Here is a 9,312-nt window from a genome sequence, read left to right as displayed (position 1 = left end):
AGGTCCCGACCAGACTATTACATTTGCGCCAAAGGACATTCCCCATGCGTATCGTTGTTGCATTGGGCGGCAACGCCCTGCTGCGCCGCGGCGAGCCGATGACCGCCGACAACCAGCGCGCCAATATCCGCACCGCCACCGAGCAGATCGCCAAGATCCACCCCGGCAACGAACTGGTCATCGCCCACGGCAATGGCCCGCAAGTCGGCCTGCTGTCGCTGCAGGGGCTTTCGTACAAGCCGGATGAAGCCTATCCGCTGGACGTGCTCGGTGCCGAGACCGAAGGCATGATCGGCTATATGATCGAACAGGAACTGGGCAACCTGCTGGCCTTCGAGGTGCCGTTCGCCACCCTGCTCACCCAGGTGGAAGTGGACGCCAACGACCCGGCGTTCAAGGACCCGACCAAATTCATCGGCCCGGTCTACGCCAAGGACGAGGCCGAACGCCTGGCCAAGGAAAAAGGCTGGGTGGTCAAGCCCGACGGCGACAAGTACCGCCGCGTGGTGGCCAGTCCGAAACCCAAGCGCATCTTCGAGATTCGCCCGATCAAGTGGCTGCTGGAGAAGAGCAGCATCGTGATCTGCGCCGGCGGCGGCGGCATCCCCACCATGTACGACGAGAACCGCAAGCTCAAGGGTATCGAGGCGGTGATCGACAAGGACCTGTGCTCGGCGCTGCTGGCCGAACAGCTGGAAGCCGACCTGCTGATCATCGCCACCGACGTCGACGCGGCGTACATCGACTGGGGCAAGCCGACGCAGAAAGCCATTGCCCAGGCGCACCCCGACGAGCTTGAACGGCTGGGCTTCGCTGCAGGCTCCATGGGGCCGAAGGTCCAGGCCGCCTGCGATTTCGCCCGCCACACCGGCAAGGTGGCGGTGATCAGCTCGCTGGAGAACATCGAGGACATCGTCAAGGGCACCGCCGGTACCAGGGTTTCCACGCAGAAGCCCGGTATCAGCTACCGTTGAATGCAGTTGGCGGGTGCCTGGCGCCCGCCGTTTTCAACCTTCCGGAGGATTCCGCCATGGCCCAGTTCCAACCCGGTCACGTGCATATCGAACGCACCGCGCTGAACACCAATGACCACAGCTACGACCTGAACATCAACTACGAAGTGGCCCAGGATCCCAAGGAAGGGAGAGGTATCGAGTTCCGTCTGCATGGCAGCATCGAAGGCAAGACTGTCGACGAGAAGTTCTTCCTGGCCAAAGACCAGGTGCTGCCCAGCTTCCTCAGCGTCACCACGCGCAAGGCCCAGGCTTACCTGGCCCCACCGAAGAAATTCGAGACCCTTGGCTCCCCGCACAAGCTTTACGACGCGATGTTCGAGGACATTCGCACCAAGCTGGATGTCAAATCGGGCGATCCGATCAAGCCTGAGCACCTGGAGTAGAATCCATCGCGGGGCAAGCCCGCTCCCACGACATTCCATCAGGCGTGGGAGCGGGCTTGCCCCGCGATTGGGTTTCCACCGTTGCCGAGGCATACTGACGCCCATTCCGGCCAAAGCCTCGCTCATCATGCGCATCCACGTCAGCTTCATCGATCGCGTCGGCATCACCCAGGAAGTCCTGGCCCTGCTCGGCGCCCGCAACCTGAACCTCGATGCCGTGGAGATGGTCCCGCCGAACGTCTACATCGACGCCCCGACCCTGAGCCCCGCCGTGCTCGAAGAGCTGCACGACGCCCTGTTCGAGGTACGTGGCGTGCAGTCGGTGGAAGTGGTCGACATCCTCCCCGGCCAGCGCCGCCACCTGCAACTCGACGCCCTGCTCGCCGCCATGAGCGACCCGGTACTGGCCGTGGACAGCGCAGGCCTGGTGCTGCTGGCCAACCCGGCGCTGATCGCCCTGTGCGGCCGCGAGTCGGCCGGGCGCTCGGTGGGCGAGCTGTTCGGCGATCCCGACCTGCTCCAGGCCCTGCTGGACAACAACTTCCACCTACCGATGCGCGAGATGCAGCTCAACGGCCAGAGCCTGCTGCTCGACGCCACGCCGATCACCCACGCCGGCGGCCTGCTGACCCTGTACCCGCCGAACCGCATGGGCGAGCGCCTGTCGGCCCTGCACCACGACCATGCCGAAGGTTTCGACGCGATGCTCGGCGACTCCCCGGCCATCCGCACCCTCAAGGCCCGCGCCCTGCGCGTGGCCGCCCTCGACGCGCCGCTGCTGGTGCACGGCGAGACCGGTACCGGCAAGGAGCTGGTGGCCCGTGCCTGCCACGCCATCAGCAGTCGCCATGGCGCGCCGTTCCTGGCGCTCAACTGCGCGGCGCTGCCCGAGAGCCTGGCCGAGAGCGAACTGTTCGGCTATGCCCCCGGCGCCTTCACCGGCGCGCAACGTGGCGGCAAGCCCGGGCTGATGGAGCTGGCCAACCAGGGCACGGTGTTTCTCGACGAAATCGGCGAAATGTCGCCGTACCTGCAGGCCAAGCTCCTGCGTTTTCTCAGCGATGGCAGCTTCCGCCGGGTCGGCGGCGACCGCGAGGTCAAAGTGGACGTGCGCATCATCAGCGCCACCCATCGCGACCTGGAGCGCATGGTCGGCGAAGGTACTTTCCGCGAAGACCTGTTCTACCGCCTCAACGTGCTCAACCTGCAAGTCCCGCCCCTGCGCGATCGCGGCCAGGACATCCTGTCGCTGGCGCAGTTCTTCATGCAGCAGGCCTGCACCCAGATCCAGCGCCCAGCCTGCCGACTGGCCCCGGCCACGCACCCCGCGCTGCTGGCCAACCCCTGGCCGGGCAACGTGCGCCAATTGCAGAACGTGATTTTCCGTGCAGCGGCTATTTGCGAAAGCAACGTCGTGGATATCGGCGACCTGGACATCGCCGGCACCTCGGTGGCACGCGGTCAGGATGGCGAGGTGGCCAGCCTGGAACAGGCGGTGGGGGATTTCGAGCGCGAACTGTTGCAGCGGCTGTATGCCAGCTACCCCTCGACCCGGCAGTTGGCTGGACGCTTGCAGACTTCGCATACGGCCATTGCCCAGCGCTTGCGCAAGTACGGAATTCCAACCCGAGGTTGACTCAGGCCACACCTATCGTATCGATTTCATTACGACGTAACGGTATCGATACACATCCATTTGCATGCGCCTTTGCAAGGGTTTGATCCTGCAACGCTTTTGAATCCCTGCCCATCTGTATCGATTTCGTTCCAGGCGAATGATATAAAACTTACAGAATATAATTAACTTATTGATTAATAAGGATTTTTGTTATCTGGCCGCATTATTGCTAAGGGAATTCCAACCTTAAGAGCGCGGAGCCTACCGCGCCCAACGCCCCCTGCTTCCCGAGGAATTCCCATGAGCGAGTTGCGTTTCACCGAAGATCACGAATGGCTGCGCGTCGAAACTGACGGCAGCGTCACCGTGGGCATCACCGCCTACGCCCAGAACGCCCTCGGCGACGTGGTCTATGTGCAACTGCCGGAACTGCAGCAGTACGACAAGGGCGCCGAAGCCTCCACCGTGGAGTCGGTCAAAGCCGCCAGCGGCGTGTACATGCCGCTGACCGGTGAAGTGGTCGCGGTCAACGAAGGCCTGAACGACAGCCCCGAGCTGGTCAACGAAGACCCGCTGGGCGAAGGCTGGTTCTTCCGCTTCATCCCCGCCGACATGAGCGAAGTGAACGCCCTGCTCGACCAGGACGCCTACGACCGCCTGCTCAAAGCCAACGACGACGCCTGAGGTACCGCACCATGACCATCAACCTCGGCACCGCCAACGAATTCATCGCCCGTCATATCGGCCCGCGCGCCGCTGACGAGCAGGCCATGCTCGCCACCCTGGGCTTCGACTCGCTGGAAGCGATGACCGCCGCGGTCATCCCCGACAGCATCAAGGGCACCAGCGTGCTCGGCAGCGAAGACGGCCAGAGCGAGGCCGACGCCCTCGCCGCGCTGAAAGCCATTGCCGGCAAGAACCAGCTGTTCAAGAGCTACATCGGCCAGGGCTACTACAACACCCACACCCCGGCGCCGATCCTGCGCAACCTCCTGGAAAACCCGGCCTGGTACACCGCCTACACCCCGTACCAGCCAGAGATCTCCCAAGGCCGCCTGGAAGCGCTGCTGAACTTCCAGACCCTGATCAGCGACCTCACCGGCCTGCCGATCGCCAACGCCTCCCTGCTCGACGAGGCCACCGCCGCCGCCGAAGCCATGACCTTCTGCAAGCGCCTGTCGAAGAACAAGGCCAGCCACGCCTTCTTCGCCTCCGTGCACTGCCACCCGCAGACCCTCGACGTGCTGCGCACCCGTGCCGAGCCGCTGGGCATCGAAGTGGTGGTAGGCGACGAGGGTGAACTGGGCGACGTCAGCGCCTTCTTCGGCGCCCTGCTGCAGTACCCGGCCAGCAACGGCGATGTGTTCGACTACCGCGAAGTGGTGCAGCGCTTGCACGCCGCCGGCGCCCTGGTGGCCGTGGCCGCCGACCTGCTGGCCCTGACCCTGCTCACCCCGCCGGGCGAGTTCGACGCCGACGTGGCCATTGGCAGCGCCCAGCGCTTCGGTGTGCCGCTGGGCTTCGGTGGCCCGCACGCGGCCTACTTCGCCACCCGCGACGCGTTCAAGCGCGACATGCCGGGCCGCCTGGTCGGCGTGTCGATCGACCGCTTCGGCAAGAGCGCCCTGCGCCTGGCCATGCAGACCCGCGAGCAGCACATCCGCCGCGAGAAGGCCACCAGCAACATCTGCACCGCCCAGGTGCTGCTGGCCAACATCGCCAGCATGTATGCCGTGTACCACGGCCCGGCCGGCCTCAAGCGCATCGCCGAGCGCACCCACGCGCTGACCGCGATCCTGGCCACCGGCCTGACCAAGCTGGGCGTGAAAGTCGTCACCGACGAGTTCTTCGACACCCTGACCCTGGCCACCGGCAGCGCCACCGCCGCCCTGCACGAAAAGGCCCGCGCCCTCGGCATCAACCTGCGCCAGGTCGACACCGCCCACCTGGGCCTGTCGCTGGACGAAACCAGCAGCCAGGCCGATGTCGAGGCCCTGTGGCAACTGTTCGCCGACGACCAGGCCACCCCTGACTTCACCGCCCTGGCCAACACTGTCGCCGTGCGCCTGCCAGCCGGCCTGCTGCGCCAGTCGGCCATTCTCGAGCACCCGGTGTTCAACCGCTATCACAGCGAAACCGAGCTGATGCGCTACCTGCGCCGCCTGGCCGACAAGGACCTGGCGCTGGACCGCAGCATGATCCCGCTGGGCTCGTGCACCATGAAGCTCAACGCCGCCAGCGAGATGATCCCGGTGACCTGGGCCGAGTTCGGCACCCTGCACCCGTTCGCCCCGGCCGAGCAGAGCCAGGGCTACCTGCAGATGACCACCGAGCTGGAAGCCATGCTCTGCGCCGCCACCGGCTATGACGCCGTGTCGCTGCAGCCCAACGCCGGCTCCCAGGGCGAGTACGCAGGCCTGCTGGCGATTCGCGCCTACCACCGCAGCCGCGGCGACAGCCACCGCGACATCTGCCTGATCCCGTCCTCGGCCCACGGCACCAACCCCGCCACCGCGCACATGGCCGGCATGCGCGTGGTGGTCACCGCCTGCGACGCCCGCGGCAACGTCGACATCGACGACCTGCGCGCCAAGGCCATCGAGCACCGCGAGCGCCTGGCGGCGATCATGATCACCTACCCGTCGACCCACGGCGTGTTCGAGGAAGCCATCGGCGAGATCTGCGCGATCATCCACGACAACGGTGGCCAGGTGTACATCGACGGCGCCAACATGAACGCCATGGTCGGTCTGTGCGCCCCGGGCAAGTTCGGCGGCGACGTCTCGCACCTGAACCTGCACAAGACCTTCTGCATCCCCCACGGCGGTGGCGGCCCGGGCGTCGGCCCGATCGGCGTCAAGTCGCACCTGGCGCCGTTCCTGCCCGGCCACGCGACGCTGGAGAACACTGCCGGTGCCGTGTGCGCCGCACCGTTCGGCAGCGCCAGCATCCTGCCGATCACCTGGATGTACATTCGCATGATGGGTGGCGCTGGTTTGAAACGCGCCTCGCAGATGGCGATCCTCAACGCCAACTACATCGCCCGTCGCCTGGAAGAGCACTATCCTGTGCTGTACACCGGCGGCAACGGCCTGGTGGCGCATGAGTGCATCCTCGACCTGCGTCCGCTCAAGGACACCAGCGGCATCAGCGTCGACGACGTGGCCAAGCGCCTGATCGACTTCGGCTTCCACGCCCCGACCATGTCCTTCCCGGTGGCCGGCACGCTGATGATCGAACCGACCGAAAGCGAGTCCAAAGAGGAACTGGACCGCTTCTGCAACGCGATGATCCAGATCCGCGAGGAAATTCGCGCCGTCGAGAACGGCAGCCTGGACAAGGACGACAACCCGCTGAAGAACGCCCCGCACACCGCGGCGGAGCTGGCCGGAGAATGGACCCACGGCTACAGCCGTGAGCAGGCGGTGTACCCGCTGCCGAGCCTGGTGGAAGGCAAGTACTGGCCACCGGTGGGCCGAGTCGACAACGTGTTCGGCGACCGCAATCTGGTCTGCGCCTGCCCGTCGATCGAGAGCTATCAGGACGTCTGATCGGGTGGGGCCGCTGCGCGCCCCATCGCCGGCAAGCCGGCTCCCACAGGGTCAGCGCTAACCTGTGGGAGCCGGCTTGCCGGCGATGGGCTGCGTAGCAGCCCCAATGGGTTTACCGGCTGTCATCAGGAGGAAACACCATGTCCCTGAGCGTCTTCGACCTGTTCAAGATCGGCATCGGCCCCTCCAGCTCGCACACGGTCGGCCCGATGCGCGCCGCCGCGCGCTTCGCCGAAGGCCTGCGCCGTGACGGCCTGCTGGCCGGCACGGTCAGCGTCAAGGCCGAGCTGTACGGCTCGCTCGGCGCCACTGGCAAGGGTCACGGCAGCGACAAGGCCGTGCTGCTGGGCCTGGAAGGTGAACATCCCGACACCGTCGACACCGAAACCATCCCCGCGCGCCTGCAGGCGATCCGCGACAGCGGCCACCTGCGCCTGCTCGGCGAACACGAAATTGCCTTTGTCGAGAAGCAGCACCTGGCAATGATCCGCAAGCCGCTGGATTACCACCCCAACGGCATGATCTTCCGCGCCTTCGACGCCGCCGGCCTGCAGATCCGCAGCCGCGAGTACTACTCGGTGGGCGGCGGCTTCGTGGTCGACGAGGAGGCCGCGGGCCACGACCGCATCGTCGAGGACAGCACCGTGCTGGCCTACCCGTTCAAGACCGGCAAGGAACTGCTGGCCCATTGCACCACGCAGCAGCTTTCGTTCAGCCAGGTGATGCTGGCCAACGAGGCCGCCTGGCGCCCGGAGGCCGAGACCCGCGCCGGCCTGCTGCGCATCTGGCAGGTGATGCAGGACTGCGTCGAGGCCGGTTGCCGCCACGAGGGCATCCTGCCCGGCGGGCTCAAGGTCAAGCGCCGGGCGCCAGCGCTGTACCGCCAGCTCAGCCGCCATCCGGAGGCGAGTTTGCGCGATGCGCTGTCGGTGCTCGACTGGGTCAACCTCTATGCCCTGGCGGTGAACGAGGAGAATGCCTACGGCGGGCGGGTGGTCACCGCACCGACCAACGGCGCCGCCGGCATCGTCCCGGCGGTGTTGCACTACTACATGCGCTTCGTCCCCGGCGCCAATGAGGACGGCGTGGTGCGCTTCCTGCTCACCGCGGCGGCGATCGGCATCCTCTACAAGGAAAACGCCTCGATCTCCGGCGCCGAGGTCGGCTGCCAGGGCGAGGTCGGCGTGGCCTGCTCGATGGCCGCCGGCGCCCTGTGCGAAGTGATGGGCGGCAGCCCGCAGCAAGTGGAAAACGCTGCCGAGATCGGCATGGAACACAACCTGGGCCTGACCTGCGACCCCATCGGCGGGCTGGTTCAGGTGCCCTGCATCGAGCGCAACGCCATGGGCTCGGTGAAAGCGATCAACGCGGTGCGCATGGCCCTGCGCGGCGACGGGCAGCACTACGTCTCCCTCGACAAGGTCATCCGCACCATGCGCCAGACCGGCGCCGACATGAAAAGCAAATACAAGGAGACCGCCCGCGGCGGTCTGGCCGTCAACATCATCGAATGTTGACCCGAACAAAAAACGAGGAGTCACCGATGTCCGAAACACTGCACAAGACCCCGCTGCACGCCCTGCACCTGGAACTGGGCGCGCGCATGGTGCCCTTCGCCGGCTACGACATGCCGGTACAGTACCCGCTGGGCGTGCTCAAGGAGCACCTGCACACCCGCGAGCAGGCCGGCCTGTTCGATGTCTCGCACATGGGCCAGATCATCCTGCGCGGCAGCGACGCCGCCCGTGCCCTGGAAACCCTGGTGCCGGTGGACATCGTCGACCTGCCGGTGGGCATGCAGCGCTACGCCATGTTCACCAACGCCGAGGGCGGCATCCTCGACGACCTGATGGTCGCCAACCTCGGTGACGACACCCTGTTCCTGGTGGTCAACGCCGCCTGCAAGGACCAGGACCTGGCGCACCTGCGCAAGCATATCGCTGATCACTGCGAGATCCAGCCGCTGTTCGAGGAACGCGCCCTGCTCGCCCTGCAGGGCCCGGCGGCGGTCAAGGTGCTGGAGCGCCTGGCCCCGGAAGTGGCCGGCATGACCTTCATGCAGTTCCGCCCGGTCAGCCTGCTCGGCAACGACTGCTTCGTCAGCCGCTCGGGCTACACCGGCGAGGACGGCTACGAGATCTCGGTGCCGGCCACCGCCGCCGAAGCCCTGGCCCGCCGCCTGCTGGCCGAACCCGAGGTCCAGCCGATCGGCCTGGGCGCGCGCGACTCGCTGCGCCTGGAAGCCGGCCTGTGCCTGTACGGCCACGACATGGACACCACCACCACCCCGATCGAGGCCAGCCTGCTGTGGGCCATCTCCAAGGTGCGCCGCGCCGATGGCACGCGCGCTGGCGGCTTCCCAGGTGCAGACACCGTGTTCGCCCAGCAACAGGCTGGCGTGGCGCGCAAGCGGGTCGGCCTGCTGCCCCAGGAGCGCACGCCTGTGCGTGAGGGCGCGCAGATCGTCGACCAGGCTGGCAAGGTGGTCGGCGAAGTGTGCAGCGGCGGCTTCGGCCCGACGCTCGGCGCGCCCGTGGCCATGGGCTATGTCGATAGCGAACATGCAGCCCTCGACACGGCGTTGTTTGCCGTCGTCCGTGGCAAGCAAGTTGCCCTGAAGGTCAGCAAAATGCCTTTCGTGGCACAGCGTTACTACCGTGGCTGAATGAGTGGATTGGACGGGTTCGACATATTCGTTTTCGAACCTGTCCAATAACTTCTGAACATAGCGCCAGCCCAGGCGC

The 9,312-nt window shown here is 66.2% G+C and carries 7 protein-coding genes; all 7 read left to right on the top strand.

Going from position 1 to position 9,312, the window contains the following annotated elements:
- The first annotated feature begins 44 nt into the window (after positions 1-44).
- The 7 genes from arcC (at position 45) to gcvT (ending at position 9,233) form a co-directional block, all read left to right on the top strand.
- A complete protein-coding gene (arcC, locus tag HU751_RS20360) occupies positions 45-974 on the top strand; it encodes a carbamate kinase (protein WP_186734108.1) in 930 nt (309 codons plus the stop codon).
- Positions 975-1,030: 56 nt separating this feature from the next.
- Positions 1,031-1,399, top strand: coding sequence for a DUF5064 family protein (locus HU751_RS20355; protein ID WP_186734109.1), 369 nt, complete (start codon positions 1,031-1,033; stop codon positions 1,397-1,399).
- A 127-nt stretch (positions 1,400-1,526) separates the two neighbouring features.
- Positions 1,527-3,035, top strand: a complete 1,509-nt coding sequence (gcsR, locus tag HU751_RS20350) for a transcriptional regulator GcsR (RefSeq protein WP_186734110.1) — start codon at positions 1,527-1,529, stop codon at positions 3,033-3,035.
- Between the two features lie 282 nt (positions 3,036-3,317).
- Positions 3,318-3,701, top strand: a complete 384-nt coding sequence (gene gcvH, locus HU751_RS20345; protein WP_028691988.1) for a glycine cleavage system protein GcvH — start codon at positions 3,318-3,320, stop codon at positions 3,699-3,701.
- An 11-nt stretch (positions 3,702-3,712) separates the two neighbouring features.
- The gene (gene gcvP / locus HU751_RS20340) at positions 3,713-6,568 is read left to right on the top strand and encodes an aminomethyl-transferring glycine dehydrogenase (protein WP_186734111.1); all 2,856 of its coding nucleotides are present in this window, start codon (positions 3,713-3,715) and stop codon (positions 6,566-6,568) included.
- A 140-nt stretch (positions 6,569-6,708) separates the two neighbouring features.
- Positions 6,709-8,085: an L-serine ammonia-lyase gene (locus HU751_RS20335; protein WP_186734112.1), complete on the top strand. Its 1,377-nt coding sequence runs from the start codon at positions 6,709-6,711 to the stop codon at positions 8,083-8,085.
- Positions 8,086-8,111: 26 nt separating this feature from the next.
- Positions 8,112-9,233, top strand: coding sequence for a glycine cleavage system aminomethyltransferase GcvT (gene gcvT, locus HU751_RS20330; RefSeq protein ID WP_186734113.1), 1,122 nt, complete (start codon positions 8,112-8,114; stop codon positions 9,231-9,233).
- The last annotated feature ends 79 nt before the right edge of the window (positions 9,234-9,312 follow it).

Origin of the sequence: Pseudomonas peradeniyensis (genome assembly GCF_014268935.2) — a bacterium.
In the GTDB taxonomy this organism is placed as follows: domain Bacteria; phylum Pseudomonadota; class Gammaproteobacteria; order Pseudomonadales; family Pseudomonadaceae; genus Aquipseudomonas; species Aquipseudomonas peradeniyensis.
This window is presented reverse-complemented; position numbering and strand designations above follow the sequence as displayed.

Excerpts from the sequence above, each read along its gene's own strand:
- arcC (WP_186734108.1), top strand. The coding sequence starts at position 45 with ATGCGTATCGTTGTTGCATTGGGCGGCAACGCCCTGCTGCGCCGCGGC.
- HU751_RS20355 (WP_186734109.1), top strand. The coding sequence starts at position 1,031 with ATGGCCCAGTTCCAACCCGGTCACGTGCATATCGAACGCACCGCGCTG.
- gcsR (WP_186734110.1), top strand. The coding sequence starts at position 1,527 with ATGCGCATCCACGTCAGCTTCATCGATCGCGTCGGCATCACCCAGGAA.
- gcvH (WP_028691988.1), top strand. The coding sequence starts at position 3,318 with ATGAGCGAGTTGCGTTTCACCGAAGATCACGAATGGCTGCGCGTCGAA.
- gcvP (WP_186734111.1), top strand. The coding sequence starts at position 3,713 with ATGACCATCAACCTCGGCACCGCCAACGAATTCATCGCCCGTCATATC.
- HU751_RS20335 (WP_186734112.1), top strand. The coding sequence starts at position 6,709 with ATGTCCCTGAGCGTCTTCGACCTGTTCAAGATCGGCATCGGCCCCTCC.
- gcvT (WP_186734113.1), top strand. The coding sequence starts at position 8,112 with ATGTCCGAAACACTGCACAAGACCCCGCTGCACGCCCTGCACCTGGAA.